The 20277-nt window shown below is 65.2% G+C and carries 21 protein-coding genes; 6 read left to right on the plus strand and 15 right to left on the minus strand.

Annotated elements, in window-relative coordinates; genetic code table 11:
• Window positions 1–131: 131 nt before the first annotated feature.
• The 11 genes from pdxJ to rpoE form a co-directional block, all read right to left on the minus strand.
• A complete protein-coding gene (pdxJ, locus tag RTW82_RS17480; RefSeq protein ID WP_316925842.1) occupies window positions 132–881 on the minus strand; it encodes a pyridoxine 5'-phosphate synthase in 750 nt (249 codons plus the stop codon).
• Entirely contained in the window at window positions 874–1572 is a 699-nt protein-coding gene (recO, locus tag RTW82_RS17485; protein ID WP_043245193.1) for a DNA repair protein RecO, read from the minus strand. The genes pdxJ and recO overlap by 8 nt, the downstream gene beginning before the upstream one ends.
• 3 nt (window positions 1573–1575) lie before the next feature.
• Window positions 1576–2478, minus strand: a complete 903-nt coding sequence (gene era, locus RTW82_RS17490; RefSeq protein WP_021221235.1) for a GTPase Era — start codon at window positions 2476–2478, stop codon at window positions 1576–1578.
• The gene (gene rnc, locus RTW82_RS17495) at window positions 2471–3160 is read right to left on the minus strand and encodes a ribonuclease III (protein WP_031288390.1); all 690 of its coding nucleotides are present in this window, start codon (window positions 3158–3160) and stop codon (window positions 2471–2473) included. Before rnc ends, era begins: the two co-directional genes overlap by 8 nt.
• Window positions 3157–3534, minus strand: a complete 378-nt coding sequence (locus RTW82_RS17500) for a DUF4845 domain-containing protein (RefSeq protein ID WP_316925843.1) — start codon at window positions 3532–3534, stop codon at window positions 3157–3159. The genes rnc and RTW82_RS17500 overlap by 4 nt, the downstream gene beginning before the upstream one ends.
• Before the next feature lie 110 nt (window positions 3535–3644).
• Window positions 3645–4499 carry a signal peptidase I gene (gene lepB, locus RTW82_RS17505; protein ID WP_316925844.1) on the minus strand — a complete coding sequence of 285 codons (855 nt, stop codon included), beginning with the start codon at window positions 4497–4499 and terminating at the stop codon, window positions 3645–3647.
• Between the two features lie 5 nt (window positions 4500–4504).
• Window positions 4505–6304, minus strand: coding sequence for a translation elongation factor 4 (gene lepA / locus RTW82_RS17510; RefSeq protein WP_021221239.1), 1800 nt, complete (start codon window positions 6302–6304; stop codon window positions 4505–4507).
• 151 nt (window positions 6305–6455) lie between these two features.
• The gene (locus tag RTW82_RS17515; RefSeq protein WP_316925906.1) at window positions 6456–7883 is read right to left on the minus strand and encodes a DegQ family serine endoprotease; all 1428 of its coding nucleotides are present in this window, start codon (window positions 7881–7883) and stop codon (window positions 6456–6458) included.
• A gap of 212 nt (window positions 7884–8095) precedes the next feature.
• Window positions 8096–9058, minus strand: coding sequence for a MucB/RseB C-terminal domain-containing protein (locus tag RTW82_RS17520; RefSeq protein ID WP_316925845.1), 963 nt, complete (start codon window positions 9056–9058; stop codon window positions 8096–8098).
• A gap of 8 nt (window positions 9059–9066) precedes the next feature.
• Window positions 9067–9657 carry a sigma-E factor negative regulatory protein gene (locus RTW82_RS17525; protein WP_021221242.1) on the minus strand — a complete coding sequence of 197 codons (591 nt, stop codon included), beginning with the start codon at window positions 9655–9657 and terminating at the stop codon, window positions 9067–9069.
• 31 nt (window positions 9658–9688) lie between these two features.
• Complete coding sequence (gene rpoE, locus RTW82_RS17530) at window positions 9689–10270, minus strand: RNA polymerase sigma factor RpoE (protein WP_021221243.1); 582 nt, start codon at window positions 10268–10270, stop codon at window positions 9689–9691.
• Between the two features lie 372 nt (window positions 10271–10642).
• On the opposite strand from rpoE, the gene nadB reads away from it, so the two are divergent.
• Window positions 10643–12259 (plus strand): L-aspartate oxidase, encoded by a 1617-nt coding sequence (gene nadB, locus RTW82_RS17535; protein ID WP_316925846.1) that lies wholly within the window; start codon window positions 10643–10645, stop codon window positions 12257–12259.
• Here the strand turns inward: nadB and RTW82_RS17540 are convergent.
• Both RTW82_RS17540 and RTW82_RS17545 read right to left on the minus strand, forming a co-directional pair.
• Window positions 12228–12680, minus strand: a complete 453-nt coding sequence (locus tag RTW82_RS17540) for a protein YgfX (RefSeq protein ID WP_316925847.1) — start codon at window positions 12678–12680, stop codon at window positions 12228–12230. The genes nadB and RTW82_RS17540 overlap by 32 nt on opposite strands.
• The gene (locus RTW82_RS17545; RefSeq protein ID WP_316925848.1) at window positions 12664–12918 is read right to left on the minus strand and encodes a succinate dehydrogenase assembly factor 2; all 255 of its coding nucleotides are present in this window, start codon (window positions 12916–12918) and stop codon (window positions 12664–12666) included. Before RTW82_RS17545 ends, RTW82_RS17540 begins: the two co-directional genes overlap by 17 nt.
• Window positions 12919–13038: 120 nt before the next feature.
• On the opposite strand from RTW82_RS17545, the gene RTW82_RS17550 reads away from it, so the two are divergent.
• The 3 genes from RTW82_RS17550 (at window position 13039) to RTW82_RS17560 (ending at window position 15681) form a co-directional block, all read left to right on the plus strand.
• Window positions 13039–13980: a folate-binding protein gene (locus RTW82_RS17550; protein WP_316925849.1), complete on the plus strand. Its 942-nt coding sequence runs from the start codon at window positions 13039–13041 to the stop codon at window positions 13978–13980.
• Window positions 13981–14018: 38 nt separating this feature from the next.
• Window positions 14019–14855 (plus strand): HDOD domain-containing protein, encoded by an 837-nt coding sequence (locus tag RTW82_RS17555; protein WP_316925850.1) that lies wholly within the window; start codon window positions 14019–14021, stop codon window positions 14853–14855.
• A 70-nt stretch (window positions 14856–14925) separates the two neighbouring features.
• Window positions 14926–15681: a substrate-binding periplasmic protein gene (locus RTW82_RS17560; protein WP_316925851.1), complete on the plus strand. Its 756-nt coding sequence runs from the start codon at window positions 14926–14928 to the stop codon at window positions 15679–15681.
• Here the strand turns inward: RTW82_RS17560 and RTW82_RS17565 are convergent.
• Entirely contained in the window at window positions 15678–17063 is a 1386-nt protein-coding gene (locus tag RTW82_RS17565; protein ID WP_316925852.1) for a sensor histidine kinase, read from the minus strand. The two genes, RTW82_RS17560 and RTW82_RS17565, sit on opposite strands and share 4 nt — an antisense overlap.
• Complete coding sequence (locus RTW82_RS17570; protein ID WP_021221251.1) at window positions 17056–17727, minus strand: response regulator; 672 nt, start codon at window positions 17725–17727, stop codon at window positions 17056–17058. The genes RTW82_RS17565 and RTW82_RS17570 overlap by 8 nt, the downstream gene beginning before the upstream one ends.
• Before the next feature lie 203 nt (window positions 17728–17930).
• Between RTW82_RS17570 and RTW82_RS17575 the strand changes: the two genes are divergently transcribed.
• On the plus strand, window positions 17931–19196 hold the full coding sequence (locus RTW82_RS17575; RefSeq protein WP_263403661.1) for an OprD family porin: 1266 nt from the start codon (window positions 17931–17933) through the stop codon (window positions 19194–19196).
• A gap of 31 nt (window positions 19197–19227) precedes the next feature.
• Window positions 19228–20205, plus strand: a complete 978-nt coding sequence (locus RTW82_RS17580) for a Bug family tripartite tricarboxylate transporter substrate binding protein (protein ID WP_263403660.1) — start codon at window positions 19228–19230, stop codon at window positions 20203–20205.
• Window positions 20206–20277 lie beyond the last annotated feature (72 nt).

Raw genomic sequence — 20277 nt, forward strand, 5'->3', positions numbered from 1 at the left:
CCGGCTCGAGCAAATGGTGGACCACGCTTCACCGGTCCACCATTCGGAGTCATGTCGAACCCCGGCCCCGTGCCCCCACACACGACACTTCAAGCTTCAAGCTTCAAGCTTCAAGCTTCAAGCTTCAAGCTTCAAGTTCGTGACGCTTGCGCCCCCTGGATCAGCTGTTTCATCTCGATCACCGCCTGCTTGAAACCAACAAACAGCGCGTGGGCCACCAGGGCGTGACCGATATTCAGCTCATTGATGCCGGGGATGGCGGCTACCGGTTCGACGTTGTGGTAGTGCAGGCCGTGGCCGGCGTTGACCACCAGGCCTAGCTTCAAGCCCAGGGCGACGCCTTCGCGGATGCGCTGCAGCTCGTAGGCGGCTTCTTCCGGGGTGTGGGCGTCGGCGTAGCGGCCGGTGTGCAGTTCGATGGCGGGGGCGCCGACGCGGTGGGAGGCTTCGATCTGCGCCGGGTCGGCATCGATGAACAGGGAGACTTCGCTGCCCAGGCGCGCCAGGCGCTCGACCGCGGCCTTGATGCGGGCTTCCTGGCCGGCGACGTCGAGGCCGCCTTCGGTGGTCAGTTCCTGGCGGGTTTCCGGTACCAGGCAGACATGCTCGGGGCGAATCTCCTCGGCGAAGGCGAGCATCTCCTCGGTGACGCCCATCTCGAAGTTCATGCGCGTCTGCAGGACCTCCTTGAGCACGCGCACGTCACGCTCCTGGATGTGCCGGCGGTCCTCGCGCAGGTGCACGGTGATGCCGTCGGCGCCGGCTTCCTCGGCGTCCAGCGCGGCCTTGACCGGGTCCGGGTAGCGGGTGCCACGGGCCTGGCGCAGGGTGGCGACGTGGTCGATGTTGACGCCGAGCAGAACACGGTTGGCTTCAGTCACGGGAGGGTTCCTTGAGTGTCATGAAGAGTTCGCGGCTGGCCAGGGGCCTGCCGCCGAGATGGGGCGCCAGGGCCTGGCGCATCAGGCGCTTGGCCGCTGCAAGGGCACCGGGTGCGCTCCAGTCCGCCTCGGCCAGGGCCAGCAGTTCGGCGCCCTGGAACAGGCCGGGCTGCAGTTGGCCAACGGGCTCGAGGCCGGCATCGGGCAACAGGCGGTAGATGCCGCTGGCGGCGATGGGCGTGCCGTGGAGGTCGATGTCCAGGGCAAAACCATAGCCCAGCTCGTCCAGCAGGCGCCATTCGAAAGCGCGCAGCAGCGGCTCCAGCGGACGGCCGCCGGCCAGGGCCTGGAGGGTGGCGGCGTAATGCTCGAACAGCGCGGGGTGCGGCGCTTCGGCCGGCAACAGGCGGATGGTCAGTTCATTGAGGTAGAGGCCGCTGAACAGCGCCTCACCGGTGAGGAAGTGGGGGATGCCGGCGCTTTCCAGGCGCCCCACGTTCTTCAGCTCACCACGGCCGCGGAATTCGGCCTCCAGCGGCACGAAGGGCCGGACCAAAGTACCGGCCTTGCCCCGCGCACCCCGCATGACGGCGCGAAGCCGCCCTTCCGGGGTGAGGAAATCCACCAGCGCGCTGCTTTCGCGGTAGGCCCTGCTGTGCAGTACGAAGGCCGGTTGCGCACTGGTCTGCATCGGTTACTGGTCGTTGTAGCCCAGGGAGCGCAGGGCGCGCTCGTCGTCGGACCAGCCACCCTTCACCTTGACCCAGAGGTTGAGCATGACCTTGGAGTCGAACAGCACCTCCATGTCCTTGCGGGCTTCCTGGCCGATGCGCTTGATGCGCTCGCCACCGTCGCCAATGATGATTTTCTTCTGTCCGTCGCGCTCCACAAGGATCAGCGCGTGGATATGCAGAATGCGGCCTTCCTGCTTGAACTCCTCGATCTCGACGGTGATCTGGTAGGGAAGTTCGGCACCGAGTTGGCGCATGATCTTCTCGCGCACCAGCTCGGCGGCGAGGAAACGGCTGCTGCGGTCGGTGATCTGGTCTTCCGGGAAGAAGTGCTCGCCCTCGGGCAGGCGTTCGGCGACCAGGCGCTCCAGGGTGTCGAGGTTGTGCCCCTGCTGGGCGGAGATCGGCACCACTTCGGCCTTGGGCAGCTGCTCCTGGAGCCAGGCCAGGTGCGGCATCAGGTCGGCCTTGTCGTCCAGGCGGTCGGTCTTGTTGATGGCCAGGATCACCGGGCCCTGGACGTACTGGACGCGCTCGAGCACCAGTTGGTCCTCATCGGTCCAACGGTTGCGGTCGACCACGAAGATCACCACGTCGACGTCCTTGAGGGCGGCCGAGGCGGTCTTGTTCATGTAGCGGTTGAGCGCTTTCTCGTTGTTCTTGTGCAGGCCGGGGGTGTCGACATAGACGGCCTGGACATCACCCTCGGTCTTGATGCCGAGCATGTTGTGACGGGTGGTCTGCGGCTTGCGCGAGGTGATCGCCAGCTTCTGCCCGAGGATGTGGTTGAGCAGCGTCGACTTGCCCACGTTGGGGCGGCCGACGATGGCAACGTAGCCACAGCGCTGGGTATTGGTATCAGTCATGGCCGTTCTCCACGCCCAAGGCCACCAGTGCTGCTGCCGCCGCTACCTGTTCGGCAATGCGTCGGCTGGCACCCTGGCCACGGGTCTTGTCATTCAGCAGGGCGATCTCGCACTCGACGAAGAAGGTGCGGCAATGGGGTTCGCCCTGGATATCCACCACTTCATAGCGGGGCAGTTCGCAGGCCCGCGACTGGAGGAATTCCTGCAGGCGGGTTTTCGGGTCCTTGTTGGTATCGACCAGGGTCAGGCCTTCCAGCTCGTTGTGCAGCCAGGCGAGGACGCGTTCACGGGCGCGCTCCATGCCAGCATCGAGATAGATGGCACCGATCAGCGCTTCCAGCGCATCGGCCAGGATCGACTCGCGACGGAAACCGCCGCTTTTCAGCTCGCCGGAGCCCAGGCGCAGGTACTCGCCCAGCTCGAAACCACGGGCCAGCAGGGCCAGGGTCTCACCCTTGACCAGGCGGGCACGCAGGCGTGACAGCTGACCTTCGCGGGCCTGGGGAAAACGCTCGTAGAGCGCCTCGCCGGCAACGAAGTTGAGAATGGCATCACCGAGGAACTCCAGGCGCTCGTTGTTGCGCCCGGCGAAACTGCGGTGGGTCAGGGCCAGGGTCATCAGACCCTGGTCCTGGAAGGTGTGGCCGAGCTGACGCTCGAGACGGCTAAGGGATACGCTCACGGGACCCGCACACGGAATTCTTTGTCGAAGTGCACCACCAGATCGAGGTTCTCGATCAGCGGCTCGCGTTTTTCGTATTTCAGCGTGGCATAGAAGTCGTTGTTCTCGACCTTGACCTGCAGGGCCTTCTCCAGGTCGATATCACGGATACCGTTGACCATCATGCCTTTACGCACGTAATCCTGGAAATCTCGTGGAGTGGAGATGTTCTGGCCCTTCTCGTTCTCGACCGCCTTGATCATTTTCTCGATCGCGTAGTAATCCATGTAGTGCGGAACGATCTTGAAGGCCGTGCTGGCCAGGAACGCAACGATGGCCAGGACAACCAGCCAGCCCAGTATCGACAAGCCCCTCTGCGAGTGCGCAAACGTCATGATGACCTCAATGTCAGTGGTGTTGTGTGGGCCGGATGGCCCCCTGCAAGACTATATATAGCGGGCGGCGCTGCATTGAACAGCGCCGCAAAAGCGAAAGTCGGGGGCCGTCAGTGAATGAGGCCCACGCGGGAGAAGTTCGGCAGGTTGTTCATCTTCGGATCCGGCCAGCTCATCCATACGGCGAACGCCTTGCCGACGATGTTGCGATCCGGAACCATGCCGAGCAGGTCCTTGGGAATGTTCGGGTCGTTCCAGTAGCGACTGTCGTTCGAGTTGTCGCGGTTGTCGCCCATCATGAAGTAGTGCCCTTGCGGCACCACCCACTCCTTGCCCGGCTCCATGCGGTAGCGCTTCATTTCCTTGCGGATGAGGTGCTCGGCGGCGCCCAGCTTCTCCTCGTACAGGCGGGAGCTGCCCAGGGTGCCCGGCTCGTCGCCGATCAGCTTCTCCGCTACCTGCTCGCCGTTGACGGTCAGGCGCTTGTCGCTGCTGTAGGCGATACGATCACCCGGCAGGCCGATCACGCGCTTGATGTAGTTGATGTTCGGGTCGCTGGGATAGCGGAACACCATGACATCACCGCGCTGCGGGTCACCCACCTCGATCACCTTGCTGTCCACCACCGGCAGGCGAATGCCATAGGCGAACTTGTTGACCAGGATGAAATCGCCCACTTCCAGGGTCGGTTTCATCGAGCCGGAGGGAATCTGGAAGGGCTCGACCAGGAACGACCGCAGCACCAGCACGATGGCCAGCACCGGGAAGAAGGACTTGCCGTATTCCACCAGCAAGGGTTCCTTGTCGAGCTTTTCCACCACCTCGGGGTCGGGCTCGCCGACTTGCCCCTCGTAGGCGGCAATCGCAGAGCGCCGGCGCGGAGCCAGCAGAACCAGATCGATGAGCGCGAGTAGGCCGCAGACAGCCACGGCGATAACCAACAAGAGCGGGAAATTGATCGACATAGACCCTAGCTATCCACTTTGAGCACTGCGAGGAAGGCTTCCTGTGGAATTTCCACACTGCCGACCTGCTTCATCCTTTTCTTACCGGCCTTCTGCTTCTCCAGCAGCTTTTTCTTACGGCTGACGTCGCCGCCGTAGCATTTGGCCAGAACGTTCTTCCTGAGCGCCTTTACGGTAGTACGTGCAACGATCTGACCACCGATCGCCGCCTGGATCGCCACGTCGAACATCTGCCGTGGGATCAGTTCCTTCATCTTCTCGGTCAGCGCGCGGCCTTTGTAGTGGGCCTGGTCGCGGTGCACGATCAGCGCTAGCGCGTCGACCTTCTCGCCGTTGATCAACACGTCCAGCTTGACCAGGTTGGCCGACTGGAAGCGGTCGAAGCTGTAGTCCAGCGATGCGTAGCCGCGGCTCACGGACTTCAGGCGGTCGAAGAAGTCGAGCACCACTTCGTTCATCGGCAGGTCGTAGCAAACCTGAACCTGGCTGCTGAGGAATTGCATGTCGCGCTGTACGCCACGCTTCTCGATGCACAGGGTGATGACGTTGCCCAGGTGCTCCTGGGGCACGAGGATATTGGCGCGCACGATGGGTTCGCGCATTTCCTCGACGAGCGAGAGGTCGGGCAGCTTGGACGGGTTGTCGACGTAGATCGTCTCGCCGGTCTTCAGCACCACCTCGAAGATTACCGTCGGTGCGGTGGTGATCAGGTCCAGGTCGTATTCGCGCTCCAGGCGCTCCTGGATGATCTCCATGTGCAGCATGCCGAGGAAGCCGATGCGGAAGCCGAAGCCCAGGGCTTCGGAGCTTTCCGGCTCGTACTGCAGCGCGGCATCGTTCAGGGTCAGTTTCTGCAGCGCTTCGCGGAAGTCCTCGAAATCGTCGGAACTGACCGGGAACAGGCCGGCGTAGACCTGCGGCTTGATGCGCTGGAAGCCCGGCAGCACGTCGACGTCAGGGGTGTTGGAGAGGGTCAGGGTGTCACCCACCGGGGCACCGAGGATGTCCTTGATACCGGCGATGATGAAGCCCACTTCGCCGGCCTTGAGGTCGGCCATTTCGGTGTGCTTCGGGGTGAATACACCGACGCTGTCCACCTGGTGGAGCTTGCCGGTGGACTTGACCAGGATCTTGTCGCCCTTCTTCACCCGGCCGTGCTTGACCCGTACCAGGGAGACCACACCCAGGTAGTTGTCGAACCAGGAGTCGATGATCAGGGCCTGCAGCGGCGCCTCGATCTCGCCTTCGGGCGCGGGGATGACCTTGACCAGTTGCTCGAGCACGTCGATCACGCCCATGCCGCTCTTGGCGCTGCAGGGCACGGCGTCGGTGGCGTCGATGCCGATGATGTGCTCGATCTCTTCCTTGACCCGCTCCGGCTCGGCCTGGGGCAGGTCCATCTTGTTCAGCACGGGCATGACTTCCAGGCCCTGCTCGATGGCGGTGTAGCAGTTGGCGACCGATTGCGCCTCGACACCCTGGCCGGCATCCACCACCAGCAGCGCACCTTCGCAGGCGGCCAGCGAGCGGCTGACTTCATAGGTGAAGTCGACGTGGCCGGGGGTATCGATGAAGTTCAGCTGGTAGGTCTTACCGTCCTGCGACTTGTAGTGCAGGGTGACGCTATGGGCCTTGATGGTGATGCCGCGTTCACGCTCCAGGTCCATGGAGTCCAGGACCTGGGCCTCCATCTCGCGGTCGGACAGGCCGCCACACATCTGGATGAAGCGGTCGGCCAGAGTCGACTTGCCATGGTCGATGTGGGCGATGATCGAAAAATTGCGGATATGACTCAGGTCACTCACAGGGTCGACACTCGAAAAAAGCCGCAAGCCGGTTGCTTGCCGAAAAATAGCCGGGGAGTTTACCTGATAGGCGACTCAGGCGTCACGCCCGCATGGCGGAGCGCGGGCATGAAAAAGGGCGACCCTGGTCGCCCTTTTTCAGTGCATCGGATTATTCCGAAAGCTTGAAGGTGATGAAGCTGGCGCGTCCCTGGCGCAGCACGCGCATGGACACGGAACGATTCTTCGGCAGTTCCTTGGCCACCTTGGCGAAGGTCTGCACCGAATCGATGGACTGGTTGTTCAGGTGGCTGATCACATCGCCCGGACGCAGGCCCATGAGGGCTGCCGGGCCATCCTGGACTTCCTTGATCACCACACCGCCCTTGATGTCGAGGCTCTTCTTCTGCTCGTTGGACAGCTCGGCGACCAGCACGCCCAGGCGATTGCTGCTGCGCTCGGCACCCTGCGGAGCACCGGTGGCGGTGACTTCCTCACCGTCTTCCGGCAGCGAGCCGATGGTCAGCGACAGGTTCTTGCGCGAGCCTTCGCGAACGACATCGAGGTCGATCTTGCTGCCGGGCTTGAGGGCCCCAACCAGATGCGGCAGGTCAGCGGACATGACGATCGGCTGGCCGTTCATGCTGAGGATCACGTCACCGACCTGCAGGCCACCCTTGGCGGCGGGACCATCGTCCAGCACCTGGGCCACGAGGGCGCCAGCCGGCTTGTCGAGACCGAAGGATTCGGCCAGGTCCTTGTTCACTTCCTGGATCACCACGCCGAGCCAGCCGCGGCTGACCTTGCCTTCGGCCTTGAGCTGGTCGGCCACACTCATGGCGACGTCGATCGGGATGGCGAAGGACAGGCCCATGAAGCCGCCGGAGCGGGTGAAGATCTGCGAGTTGATGCCCACCACCTCGCCATCCAGGTTGAACAGCGGGCCGCCGGAGTTACCCGGGTTGATGGCCACGTCGGTCTGGATGAAGGGCACATAGTTCTCGTTCGGCAGGCTGCGCCCCTTGGCGCTGACGATGCCGGCGGTCACGGAGTGGTCGAAGCCGAAGGGCGAGCCGATGGCCAGCACCCAGCTGCCGACCTTCAGCGCGTCGGATTTGCCGAGCTTGACGATGGGCAGGTCCTTGCCTTCGACCTTGAGCAGGGCCACGTCGGTGCGCGCATCGGCACCGATCAGCTTGGCTTCCAGCTCGCTGCGGTCGGACAGGCGCACGATGATTTCATCGGCATCCGCCACCACATGGTTGTTGGTCAGGACGTAGCCATCCTTGGAGATGATGAAGCCCGAACCCAGGGACTGCGCTTCGCGCTGGCGACCGCCACCCGGACTGCGCGGGACCTGAGGCATGCTGCGCTCGAAGAACTCGCGGAGCATGGGCGGCAGGCCTTCCAGATCGGGCATTGCCTGGTTGCCGGCGACCGCACGCGAGGGCAGCTTCTGCCGGGTACTGATGTTGACGACCGCCGGGGAGGCCTCCTCCACCAGTGGCGTGAAGTCGGGCAATTCGGCATGCGCGACAAAGGTTTGACCGAGCAGCAGCACCGCCGCGAACGCGGACAGGCAGGATTTCATGCTTAGCATCGACATACAGCTCCCGTCATGAAACGAGGAATGTGGACCCGACGCGGGCCGACCGGCCTGGCGGGCAAACGCAATTCGGGCCGGGAGTCGCCCCCAGCCCGAGATAACACAATTGGAATTCTTTTGCAGGAACCGTCGCCGAGGAACGATCAGCCCACGACGCCCAGCGGGTCGCCGTGGTCATGGCCGCTCCGCCCACGGCATCGCTCAATTCACTGAGCTGCCTGGGGGGCTGCGGTTCCAGCCGTACGCATAGACAACGCGATACGCTCGGCAGTTCCCACGGGGATCTCACCGACTACCGTGACCATTACGTCACCGTCGCTGGTGCCGAGCCTGCGGGACACAGCCACTGTGGGACCGAGTTCGACGCGAACGTCCTCCACCGGCGCACCGTGCAGGGGCTCGAGGAAGACCGAGAAGCGCGCCAGGCCGTCTCCATAGAGCAGGCAGGCCACCGGATCGGACGATACGGGACTCTGCCGCTGGATGGCACTGGTGAGGGTGAAGCCCTCGGGCAGCCAGTCGGAACGCCAGTTGTTGGCCAGGGTCTTCGGCGCCTCGGCGAAGCGCACGGGCTTGCAATCCTGCCCAGCCTGAAGCACAGCATCACCCGGAACCTGGGATGTATCGATCTGGGTGAACTGGAAACGCTCCAGCAACATGCCCTTCTCATTGAGCAGCAGCGACTTGAGCGGCAGGCCGGTCTCCCGGTCCAGGTGCAACTCGAAGCCGTAACGGTGCTGATCACGAGGATTGAGCGACAGGACGATTGCCTGTCGCCCCGCAACCCGCGATTCGCCCACCACGCTCATGTCATAGGACTTGGCGATCTGGGCGGCATCGAGGTCGCGGGCCGGCCAGACCTGGCCATCGCCCATCTGGTCGGAAAGCGCGCCACTCACGCATTCGGTGCGTCCATCCACGCGGAGGATTTCCTGGGCGGGGCCATCGAGTTGCTGCAGCCGTTCACGCACCTTGCCGGAGGCATCGACGCGATGCCAGACCTGATGGGTGGAAAAGCTGCCACTTCGCTCGTAGACGAAAGTGCCCTGGAAATTCTGCCGCTGTTCGGCATCAGCGAGTCGCTTCAGCCAATCCTGCGCATCGGCGGCGTGGGCGGCCTGAGCCAGCCATCCGCCACCGAGCAGTACGAAGAGTGGAAATGCGCGCATGTTTCTCCTTAGCGGCTTTCCAGACTGGCAGCACGTGCGTACGGCAGCGCACTGTCGGTCCCACTCATGGCAGCCTGCTGCGCATGCTGACGCAGGTACGCCGGCAGACGCTGGTCATGCCAGCCGGACGTCGCTTGCGCGGCACCGGACAGCGGCGGACGCACGCCTTGCGAATCGGTGCTGTAGCCGGCCAGGACGGTGCCCTGGCTCGCCTGCGGTGCACTGATCACCGGCTGCGATGCGCCTTGCTGAGCCAGTTGCTGGGTGCCCACCTCGTCCTGGTTGTACATGCGCACACCTGCCAGCACGGCCAGGGTCACCGAAGCGGCGACGGCCAGGCGGCCAAGGTTGCGCCAAGGACCGCGAACGGGCTGAGCGGGCAACGCTTCATCGGCCAGCGCGGCGGAAACCGCAGCGGCGATGTCGAGGCGCGGCTCGATCAGTTCCTTGTGCATCACGGCACGGGCGATCTGGTAACGGGACCAGGTGGAACGCAGCTCCTCATCGCCGCTGGAAGCGAGCACACGCCGCAACTCCAGTTCATCCGCTTCGTTATCCATCACCGCGGACAGCGATTCCTGCAGGGCTTCACGACTCATGGCGATTCCTCTCTTAGCTGTCGCCGCTGTCTCAGGATTCCTGCAACAAAGGTTGCAGGGCTTTATCGATAGCTTCTCGCGCCCTGAAAATACGCGAGCGAACCGTACCAACCGGACATTGCATGACGCTGGCGATGTCCTCGTAACTCAGACCATCGAATTCACGTAAAGTCAGTGCAGTACGCAAATCTTCCGGCAATTGCTGAATGGTCCGATGGACGGTGCCTTCGATCTCATCCCGCAGCAATGCTCGTTCCGGTGATTCGTTGTCCTTGAGGGCATGATCGCCGTCGTAGAACTCCGCATCCTCGGCACTTACATCGCTATCCGGAGGGCGCCGACCGCGCGCCACCAGATGGTTCTTCGCCGTGTTGATGGCGATGCGGTACAGCCATGTATAGAAAGCGCTGTCACCGCGAAAATTACCAAGTGCGCGATAGGCCTTGATGAAGGCCTCCTGAGCAACATCCTGAGCTTCCTGGGCGTCGTGGACGAATCGCACGATCAGCCCCAGTATCTTGTGCTGATACTTCAGCACCAGAAGATCGAAAGCTCGTTTGTCGCCTCGCTGCACCCGTTCGACCAGTTGCTGATCCTGTTCCTGGGTTAGCATGGACACTCCTCGTTGGAGCTCGAGGGGCGTTGCGCCAGCCAGTGGATCGGCTTGCCAAAATAGACTCGGGCGTTGCGCAAAAGTTCTCCCCTCCAAGCAAGCTTCCTACAAGACTGTTTCCGTCTTGCACGGAATCGCGCAGCAAGGCACTGGCCACTGCTGCGCGGATAATTTTTCGCCTGATTTGCCGCTGCCTGGAGCGCAAGAAGCGCACCGCGGCACAACTCAGCAAGCATGTCATCTCATGTGCGACGGAAGTAAGAAACCATGAGGACTAAGAAAGTTCCCAGGATTCTCTACCGGACATAAGCCCGCTATTGTGCCGCCCACCCCCTCTATATACTAGTGGCCGCATTTTCGCGGGAACCCGACATGAGCCAACACTTTCAGCACGACGTCCTGGTGATCGGCAGCGGTGCGGCCGGCCTCACTTTGGCGCTGACGTTACCCGCGCACCTGCGCATCGCCGTCCTGAGTAAAGGTGACCTTTCCAACGGGTCAACCTATTGGGCCCAGGGCGGTGTCGCGGCGGTTCTGGATGACACCGATACGGTGGACTCCCATGTCGAGGACACTCTCGTCGCCGGCGCCGGACTCTGCCGCGAAGACGCCGTGCGCTTCACCGTGGAAAACAGCCGCCAGGCCATCCAGTGGCTGATCGACCAGGGCGTGCCCTTCACCCGCGATGACGAACATGACCGCGAGGACGGTGGCTTCGAATTCCACCTCACCCGCGAAGGCGGCCACAGCCACCGGCGAATCATCCATGCCGCCGACGCCACCGGCGCCGCCATCTTCAATACCCTGCTGGCCCAGGCCCGCCAACGCCCGAACATCGAGCTGCTGGAACAGCGCGTCGCCGTCGACCTGATCACCGAGCGCAAGCTCGGCCTGGATGGCCACCGTTGCCTCGGCGCCTACGTGCTCAACCGCGCCAGCGGCGAAGTCGACACCTACGGCGCGCGCTTCACCGCCCTCGCCTCCGGCGGCGCGGCCAAGGTCTACCTCTATACCAGCAACCCCGACGGCGCCTGTGGCGACGGCATCGCCATGGCCTGGCGCGCCGGCTGCCGGGTGGGCAACCTGGAGTTCAACCAGTTCCATCCCACCTGCCTCTACCACCCACAGGCCAAGAGCTTCCTCATCACCGAAGCCGTGCGTGGCGAAGGCGGCCTGCTCAAGCTGCCCAACGGCGAACGTTTCATGCAGCGCTTCGACCAGCGCGCCGAACTGGCCCCGCGCGACATCGTCGCCCGCGCCATCGACCACGAGATGAAGCGCCTGGGCATCGACTGCGTCTACCTGGACATCAGCCACAAGCCCGCCGAGTTCGTCAAAAACCACTTCCCCACCGTTTATGAGCGCTGCCTGGACTTCGGCATCGACATCACCCGCCAGCCCATCCCGGTGGTGCCGGCGGCGCACTACACCTGCGGTGGCGTGGTGGTGGACAAGGACGGCCATACCGACATCCCCGGCCTCTACGCCATCGGCGAAACCAGCTTCACCGGCCTGCACGGCGCCAACCGCATGGCCAGCAACTCGCTGCTGGAATGCTTCGTCTACGCCCGCGCCGCCGCCCAGGACATGCTCGCCCAGCTCGACGCCATTCCCCTGCCCGCCAGCCTGCCGGCCTGGGACGCCAGCCAGGTCACCGACTCGGACGAAGACGTGATCATTGCGCACAACTGGGACGAACTGCGGCGATTCATGTGGGACTACGTCGGCATCGTGCGCACCAACAAGCGCCTGCAGCGCGCCCAGCACCGGGTGCGCCTGCTGCTCAGCGAGATCGACGAGTTCTACAGCAACTACAAGGTCAGCCGCGACCTGATCGAGCTGCGCAACCTGGCCCAGGTCGCCGAGTTGATGATCGAATCGGCCATGCAGCGCCGCGAGAGCCGTGGCCTGCACTACACGCTCGACTACCCCGAGCAGTTGGCCGAGGCCCGCGACACTATCCTGGCGCCGTCCATCTATGGCGATTGAAACGCAGGTGCATGCGCAAGCGCCTGTGGCTCTCGCCATCCAGTGAATCGGCGGGGATGCACAATCCCCGCCCGATCAACGCCCCTTCGCAGCGATAGACCAGCAGCACCGCCATCGGCAGCGCCAGGCTGTCGGGGCTCAGGTGCACGGGAAACCATTCGCCATCGTGGCGCCGCAGCCGCCAGCCATCGGCGTCCAGACGCAGGCCTCGCACGGAAGAGGAGCGGGCCAGCAGCACCTGGCGCGGCAGCACCCAGCCGGCATGGGCCAGGCAGGCGAGAACGCCCAGCAACCGCGCCCATGCAGACAGATCAGCACAGGCCACGGCCACCAACGCCAGGGAAAACAGGGACAGGTAGAGCACCAGCAGGCGCCGCGACGGGCGCCAGTGGCATTCGAAGGTGCTACTTCGGCTGGACACGGTCCAGAATCATTTTCACGATGTAGCGCAGGTCAGCGTCTTCCGGCTCGCCGCGCTGCATGAACCAGCCGAACATGTCCTGGTCTTCGCATTCGAGCAGCTTGCGGAAGCGCGCCCGATCCTCCTCGCCGAGGCTCGGGTAGACCTCCCGGACGAAAGGTACCAGCAGCACATCGAGCTCCAGCATGCCACGGCGGCTGTGCCAGAAGAGTCGGTTCAGTTCAGTTGCGTCGGCCATCAGAGCGCCTCCAGGAATGAGGGCGGCAGTATAACGGCCCGAGCGGCATGCGGCACCCGCTGACAACGGGGATGCCGGGCTCTATCATGACGCTCCGGACCTCAATTCCTGCGATATCCAATGGCCGACTCAGCATTCTTCTGCCCGCTCACCCACGAAGGCCTGCTCGCCGTCCGTGGCGTGGACGCCGCCAAGTTCCTCCAGGGCCAGGTCACCTGCAACCTCGCCTACCTCGACGACAAGACCGCCAGCCTCGGCGCCCGCTGCACCCCCAAGGGCCGCATGGTCTCCAGCTTCCGCATCCTTTCCGAAGGCGACGGCTACCTGCTGGCGCTCGACGCCGCCCTGCTGGACGCGCAACTGGCCGACCTGAAAAAGTACGCCGTGTTCTCCAAGTCCACCCTCGGTGATGAAAGCAGCGACTGGGTGCGCTTCGGCCTCGCCGGTGGTGACGCCGTGCTGCAAGGCCTGGGCCTCGAACTGCCGCCGGAAGCCGGCAGCCTGGCCCGTGCCAATGGTCTGATCGCCCTGCGCCTGTCCGATGGCCGCAGCGAACTCTGGGCACCGCGCGGCCAGGCCGACGCCCTGCACGCCCGCCTCGCCGCCGATCTGCCCGAGGCGCCGCTGGACGCCTGGCTGCTCGGCCAGGTCCGCGCCGGCATCGGCCAGGTCTTCGCCGCCACCCGCGAGCTGTTCATCCCGCAGATGATCAACCTCCAGGCGGTCGGTGGCGTCAGCTTCAAGAAGGGCTGCTACACCGGGCAGGAAATCGTCGCCCGCATGCAGTACCTGGGCAAGCTCAAGCGCCGCCTGCAGCGCCTTGCCCTGCCCGCCGGGGAACGCCCGCAGCCGGGCGCCGAACTCTTCTCCCCGGTGCACCAGAGCAGCGTGGGCGAAGTGGTGCTGGCGGCCCCGGCAGAAAACGGATTCGAATTGCTCGCCGTGCTTCAGGAAGATGCGGTGAATGACGGACGGATCCACCTGGGCGCGGCCGATGGCCCCGCCCTGACTCTGCTGAACCTGCCTTACGTACTGGATGCCGACCGCGAGATTCAGCGGTAGACAGCACCGACCCGTCCCTTTTTTCCAAGAGAGCATCCATGAGCAAACTCGCAGAACGCGTCCAGCAAGAACTGATCAGCGCCATCGACAACGACGAGCTGGTCCTGCCGACCCTCCCCGAGGTCGCCCTCAAGGTGCGCGAAGCCGCCGAGGACCCGGACGTCAGCATCCCCGCCCTGTCGAAGGTGATCGGCAACGATGCCGCCCTCACCGCGCGCATCATCAAGGTGGTCAACAGCCCGCTGCTGCGCACCAACAAGGAGATCACCGACCTGCAGATGGCCATCAGCCGCCTGGGGATCAACTACACCTGCAACCTGGCCACCGGCCTGGCCATGGAGCAGATGTTCCAGGCCACCTCCGACGTGGTCGACCGCAAGATGCGCGAAGTGTGGAACAAAAGCACCGAGATCGCCGGCATCTGCCACGTGCTCTGCCGCCACTACACCCGCCTCGCCCCGGACCAGGCGACCCTGGCCGGCCTGGTGCACCAGATCGGCGTGCTGCCGATCCTCACCTACGCCGAGGAACACTACGAGCTGCTGGCCGACTCCATCAGCCTCAACCACGTGATCGAGCGCATCCACCCGATCATCGGCGACCGTATCCTGAGAGCCTGGGAATTCCCCGAGCCGATCGCCCAGGTGCCGAGCCAGTTCCTCGACTTCACCCGCAACTCGCCCAAGGTCGACTACGTCGACATCGTCCAGGTCGCCACCCTGCAGAGCTACCTGGGCAGCGAGCACCCCTACACCCAGCTGGACTGGAGCCAGATCCCGGCGTTCGCCAAGCTCGGCCTCGACCCGCAGGTGGACATGCAGGCCGACGAGGACCTCTCCGCCGCCATGGAAGCGGCCATGGGCATGCTGCAGTAATACGGCGGTAACGCGCATCCACGAAAACCTCACTAGACTCCGGGCATTCCGGAGTTCAAGGATGTAACGGATGCGCCCCCTCCTCCTGTTCCTCTCCCTCTGCCTGGGCGGCCTCTGCACCGCCCAGGAGCTGCGCCTCACCAACGGTGAATGGGCGCCTTATCTCGGCGAAAAGCTGCCCTACCAGGGCGTCGCCTCGCGCATCGTCGCCGAAGCCTTCGCCCTGGAAGGGATCGACGTGCGCTGGGAGTTCTACCCCTGGGCCCGGGCCCTGCGCCTGGCCGAGCGCGGCGAACGCGACGGTAGCGCGGTCTGGCTACGCAGCCCCGAGCGCGACCAGCACTTCTTCGTCAGCGAACCGGTGATCGAAAGCGGCTACTACCTGTTCCACCGCAAGGACCTGCCGCTCGACTGGCAACAGGTCGACGACCTCGCCCAGCTGCGCTTCGGCGCCACCCTCGGCTACGACTATGGCGAAGCCTTCCAGCGTGCCGAACGCGAGGGGCGCCTCAAGGTGCAGCGCCTGCCCAGCGAGGAACAGGGGCTGCGCATGCTGCTGGCCGGGCGCATCGACGTATTCCCGGTGGACAAGATCGTCGCCATCGCCATGCTCCAGGACGGTTTCACCAGCGCCGAGCGCGCCCGCGTCAGCTTCCATGCCCGTCCGCTGCGCAGCGACTCCCTGCACCTGCTGTTATCTCGTGCCGATCCGGCCAATGCCGAGCGCATGGCGCGTTTCAACCAGGGCCTGGCACGCCTGCGCGAGAGCGGCAAGGTCGCCCGCTACCTGCTCGAAGCCCAACAACCGCTGAGCATGCTGCCCTAGGCCGGCGGAAAGCTGACTCGCACCCGCAAGCCACCCGAGGCGCCGTCATGCAGGCTGATGTCCGCCAGGTGCGCCCGGCAGATTTCCCCGACTATCGCCAGGCCCAGCCCCGCGCCACTGACCTGCGGCGATCGCCGGTAGAAGCGCTCGAACACCTTGTCGCGGTCCTCGGCGGGGATGCCGCTGCCATCATCCTCCACCTCCAGCACCGCCGGCGCGAGCACCCGCAGGGTCACATTGCCGCCCTTCGGCGTGTGCGCCAGGGCGTTGTCCACCAAGTTGCTGAGCAGTTCGTTGAGCAGCGTCTGCTCGCCCATCACCCAGGCCATGTCCTCCGCCTCCAGGGCCAGGGCGATGCCCCGCGCATGGGCCAGCGGCGCCAGGGCCATGCCCAGCTCGCGGGCCAGGGCGCCCAGCTCGATGCGCTCGGCCCCTCCCTCGGCGATGGCGCGCGCGCCGCTCTCGATGCGCGCCAGGGACAACAGCTGGTTGGCCAGATGGGTCAGCCGGTCGGTGTTGGCGGCGGTGTCCTCCAGGGTGCGATACCACTGCGCGGGCTCCCGCTCGCGCAACCCCAGCTCCACCCGAGCCTTTAGCGCCGCCAGCGGCGTGCGCAATTCGTGGGAGGCATCGGCGATAAAGTCGGCCTGGCGCTGGAACAAGCCGCGCAGACGCTCGGTGAACTGGTTCAGTGCATCCACCAGTGGCTTCAGCTCGGTCTGCACCGCCACCACCGGCAACGGCCGCAGGTCGTCGGCCTGGCGCTCCTCCACGGCATTGCGCAGCTGGTTCAGCGGGCGCAGGGCGGCGCTCACCACCAGCCACACCAGGGCCAGGGCCGCCAGCGACATCACTGCCAGGCGCCACAGGCTGTCCACCAGCAGGCCGCGGGCCAGGCGCTCGCGGGCCTCCTCGGTCTCGGCCACGCGGATCTCCGCCATGCCGTTGATGCTCTCCTCGCTCACCGGCCGCAGCAGGCTCACCACGCGCACGTCCACGCCGTCGTAACGGGCATCGTAGAAACGCGCCAGGGCCGGGTAATCATCGGTACGTGGCGTGCCCTTCGGTGGGCCGGGCAGGTTCTCGTAGCCGGAAACCAGCTTCCCCTCGATATCGGTCACCTGGTAGAAAATGCGCCCCGCGCTGTCGTAGGCAAAGGTATCCAGCGCCACATAGGGCACATCGGCCTTGAGCCGGCCATCCGCCTCGTAGAGCCCGGCGGAAATGGCCCGCGCCGAGGCCAGCAGCGTGCGGTCATAGGCGGTGTCGGCGGCATCGCGGGCGCTCCAGTAGGCGCTCATGCTGACGATCACCAGCAGCACCGCCAGCAACGCCGCCAGGCGCCGCAGCAGTCGCCCCCGCAGGCTGCCGGCTTCACGCATCCTGATGTTCCAGCAGGTAGCCCAGGCCACGGAAGGTGACGATGCGCACCGCGCTGCCTTCGAGCTTCTTGCGCAGGCGGTGGATGTAGATCTCGATGGCGTCGGGGCTGGCGTCCTGGTCCAGGCCGAACACCTGGGAAGCCAGCTGCTCCTTGCTCATCACCCGACCGGGCCGGGCGATCAGCACCTCCAGCACCGCCTGCTCGCGGGAGGTCAGGGTCAGCACCTCGTCGTCCAGGCTGAAGCGCCGCGTCCCCAGGTCATAGAGCAGGGGCCCGCAGCGCTGCTGCTGTTCACCGCCGAGCACGCTGCGCCGCAACAGCGCCTTGACCCGCGCCTCCAGCTCGGTGAGTTCGAAGGGCTTGGCCAGGTAGTCGTCCGCCCCCAGGTTGAGGCCGTGCACCCGGTCCTTCACCTCGCCGCGCGCGGTCAGCATCAGCACCGGCAGGGTCTTGCCGCGCCCGCGCAGGCGCGCCAGCACCTCGAAACCGTCCAGGCGCGGCAGCCCCACGTCGAGCACCGCCAGGGCGTAATCCTCGCTGGCCAGGGCCAGGTCGGCCGCCACGCCGTCGTGCAGCACGTCCACCGTCCAGCCCACGGCCTTGAAGGCCTGGGCGATGCTCTCGGCCAGTTGGGGGTGGTCTTCGACCAGCAGGATTCGCAAGGCGGGGGTACTCCGGAGAACGGCGATCGGGCTGAAGTGTAACGGCCCGAAAGCCGCTGTGAATGGCACGCGGGATTTCTTTCACGCTGAAAGGCTGGCGAAAGTTTCACCCCCTAGCATCCGGCCAGGGTGGCAAGAACCACCCACAGACGCAGGCTCATGGTCGGGCCCGCGCTAACAAAAACAAGAATTGGAGACCAACGATGCTCACTGCCTCCCGGCAGGCGCTGCCGCCTGTTCGCACCCTCACCCTAGCCATCGCCGGCTGCACCCTGGCCCCCTTCGCCCAGGCTGACTTCATCAAGGACAGCACGGCGACCCTCGAAGCCCGCAACATCTACCTGAACCGCGACTTCCGCGATGGCGACGGCCAGTCCCGCCGCGACGAATGGGCCCAGGGCTTCATCCTCAACATCGAATCCGGCTACACCGAAGGCACCGTCGGCTTCGGCCTGGACGCCCTTGGCATGCTCGGCATCAAGCTCGACTCCGGTCGCGGCCAGAGCGGCACCGACCTGCTGCCGGTGCAGGACGACGGCGGCACCCCGGACGAATACGGCAAGCTCGGCCTCACCGCCAAGGTGCGTTTCTCCAAGAGCGAGCTGCGCCTGGGCAGCCACATCCCCGAGCTGCCGGTGGTCAAGGCCAGCGACAGCCGCATCCTGCCCCAGGTGTTCGAGGGCGGCCTGCTGACTTCCAAGGAACTCGACGGCCTGACCTTCAACGGTGGCCGCCTGCGCGAGGTCAAGGACCGCGCCTCGACCAACTCCGAAGACCTCGCCCTGAACAACAAGAACCGCCGCTTCGCCAGCGGTGCCAGCGGCTCGCACTTCGACCTGGCCGGCGCCGACTACGCCTTCAGCAAGCAGCTCACCGGGCGCTACTACTTCGCCGAGCTGGACGACGTCTACCGCCAGCACTTCTTCGGCCTGCTGGCCAGCCAGCCCCTGGGCAGCGGCACCCTCAGCGCCGACCTGCGCTACGCCATCAGCGACGACAGCGGCCGCGCCGACGCCGGCAAGGTGGACAACCGCGCCCTCAACGGCATGCTCAGCTACGGCCAGGGCAGCCACAAGGTCGGCCTCGGCTACCAGCGAATGAGCGGCGACACCGGCTTCGCCTACATCGATGGCACCGACCCCTTCCTGGTCAACTTCGTGCAGATCAACGACTTCGCCAACGCCGACCAGCGTTCCTGGCAGGCCCGCTACGACCTGGACTTCGCCGCCATGGGCGTGCCCGGCCTGAGCTTCATGACCCGCTACATCACCAGCGACAACGCCGAGGTCACCAACAGCGCCGAGGAAGGCCGCGAATGGGAGCGCGACGTCGAATTCAAGTACGTGGTGCAAAGCGGCACGCTCAAGGACCTCACCTTCCGCGCCCGCCACGCCGGCTTCCGTTCCAACTTCGCCCGTGACGCGGACGAGCTGCGCCTGATCGTCAGCTACGCCCTGCCGATCTGGTGATCCACAATAAGACTCCACAGGAGAACCCCCGATGAAGATCGCCCTCACCCGCCTCGCCCTCGCCGCATCCTGCCTGCTGCTCTCCAGCCAGCTGCTGGCCGAGCCCAAGCGCCCCGAGTGCATCGCCCCGGCCGCGCCCGGCGGCGGCTTCGACCTCACCTGCAAGCTGGCGCAAAGCGCCCTGATGGACGCCAAGCTGCTGAGCAAGCCGATGCGCGTCACCTACATGCCCGGCGGCGTCGGCGCGGTGGCCTACAACGCCGTGGTCGCCCAGCGCCCCGGTGACGCCGGCACCCTCACCGCCTGGTCCAGTGGCTCGCTGCTCAACCTCGCCCAGGGCAAGTTCGGCCGCTTCGACGAAAATGCCGTGCGCTGGCTGGCCGGCATCGGCACCAGCTACGGCGCCATCGCCGTGCGCAACGACTCGCCCTACAAGAACCTCGACGACCTGGTCAAAGCCCTCAAGGCCGATCCGGGCAAGGTGGTGATCGGCTCCTCCGGCACCGTCGGCAGCCAGGACTGGATGCAGACCGCGCTGCTGGCCAAGGCCGCCGGCATCGACCCGCGCAACCTGCGCTACGTGGCCCTGGAAGGCGGCGGCGAAATCGCCACCGCGCTGCTCGGCGGGCACATCCAGGTGGGCAGCACCGACATCTCCGACTCCATGCCGCACATCCTCGCCGGCAACATGCGCATCCTCGCCGTGCTCTCCGACGAGCGCCTGCCGGGGGACGACAAGTCCGGCATCCCCACCGCCAAGGAACAGGGCTACGACATCAGCTGGCCGGTGGTGCGCGGCTTCTACCTCGGGCCCAAGGTCAGCGACGAGGACTACGCCTGGTGGAAGGCCGCCTTCGACCAGCTGCTGGCCTCCGAGGACTTCGCCAAGCTGCGCGACCAGCGCGAGCTGTTCCCCTTCGCCATGACCGGCCCGGAACTGGACGCCTACGTGAAAACGCGCGTCGCCCAGTACAAGCAGATGGCCCAGGAATTCGGCCTGACCCAATAAGGCTCACCGCCGCAGCCGGCTGAGCGCCCCGCCAGCCGGCCCTCCGCGCCTTCGATCCGCGAGGAATTCACC

The organism is Pseudomonas sp. zfem005, assembly GCF_032621735.1.
Taxonomy (GTDB): Bacteria; Pseudomonadota; Gammaproteobacteria; order Pseudomonadales; family Pseudomonadaceae; genus Metapseudomonas; species Metapseudomonas solani.